Below are 968 nucleotides of genomic sequence, written 5' to 3' on the forward strand. Positions count from 1 at the left end.
TATTATTTATTATTTGTTATTTTTGGTTTTGTTTTTTTTAAAATTTATTATTTAAAAACCTATTCTTTTTTTTATGTTTAGGTTTTTTTACTTAAGGGGGGGGGTGAAATGATTGATTTTAATGCTGATATTTTATCAGGAAGAGCACTAGGTAACGTTTTTTTGGGTGAAAATATAAGTAAATATATAAGTGAATTATATTCCGACTATAAGGTAACTTACTTTGATTATTTATTGCCTGATGATGAGAAAAGGCTTGCATATATTGTAGATGACACAATGACAATCGCTACCCTTGAAGATGGAATAATCATTTCTATTGGTTGTAACGTAAACTATAAGGGGCGCTATAATAGCATATTGCAAACAGGTCAAACGATGAGAGAAATAATAGAGTTGACTTGCAAACAGCGTATTTTTAATGGTTGCATTATTATAAATGACGACTTTGGTTTTTCATTCGAGTTGCCAGCGCCATATGATGAAATCGCAGATAGCATTGCACATGTTCCACTAGATCTTGTTCTTAATGAAATCCGTGTTGCTGATTACTCTGATTGGAACCCTCAAAAAATAAAAAGCTGAAGTGTGGGTTAGGATTGATCCTTCTGATCATTTACTTAATATAAAAGCCCTCGGTAAGCATTCGCTGGAGTCATGACATCCACTGTAGTAAGTAAAATACCCAGCACCCGCCGCTGCGCCGCTGGGATTACTACTACCGCAATAACTTAGTGTGCGAAGAGCGGGACGATAACNNTCAGGACGGCACGCTGCCCGAAGAGGAGCTGTGTCGCTGGGATGCAGCCGGTAACCCGCTCGAAGATTCTGCTGAGAAGGTTACCCACACAACCGCCTGACGCAGCTGAATGGCATTCACTGGCGTTATAATATTCCTGCTCGCACCATAGAGAAGGATAACGGCCAAACCCGAAGAACCGCAACAAACCGCAGACGCAGGTCAGCTT

The 968-nt window shown here is 39.3% G+C and carries 1 protein-coding gene and 1 pseudogene; both read left to right on the forward strand.

Annotation, left to right across the window (positions count from 1 at the left end):
* The first annotated feature begins 108 nt into the window (after positions 1-108).
* The gene (locus IM284_RS22275) at positions 109-585 is read left to right on the forward strand and encodes a hypothetical protein (RefSeq protein WP_082131824.1); all 477 of its coding nucleotides are present in this window, start codon (positions 109-111) and stop codon (positions 583-585) included.
* A gap of 95 nt (positions 586-680) precedes the next feature.
* Positions 681-968: pseudogene (locus IM284_RS23485) on the forward strand (RHS repeat protein); the annotation flags it as partial.

The organism is Enterobacter cloacae complex sp. P12RS, from assembly GCF_014895875.1.
GTDB lineage: Bacteria > Pseudomonadota > Gammaproteobacteria > Enterobacterales > Enterobacteriaceae > Enterobacter > Enterobacter bugandensis.

Excerpts from the sequence above, each read along its gene's own strand:
- IM284_RS22275 (WP_082131824.1), top strand. The coding sequence starts at position 109 with ATGATTGATTTTAATGCTGATATTTTATCAGGAAGAGCACTAGGTAAC.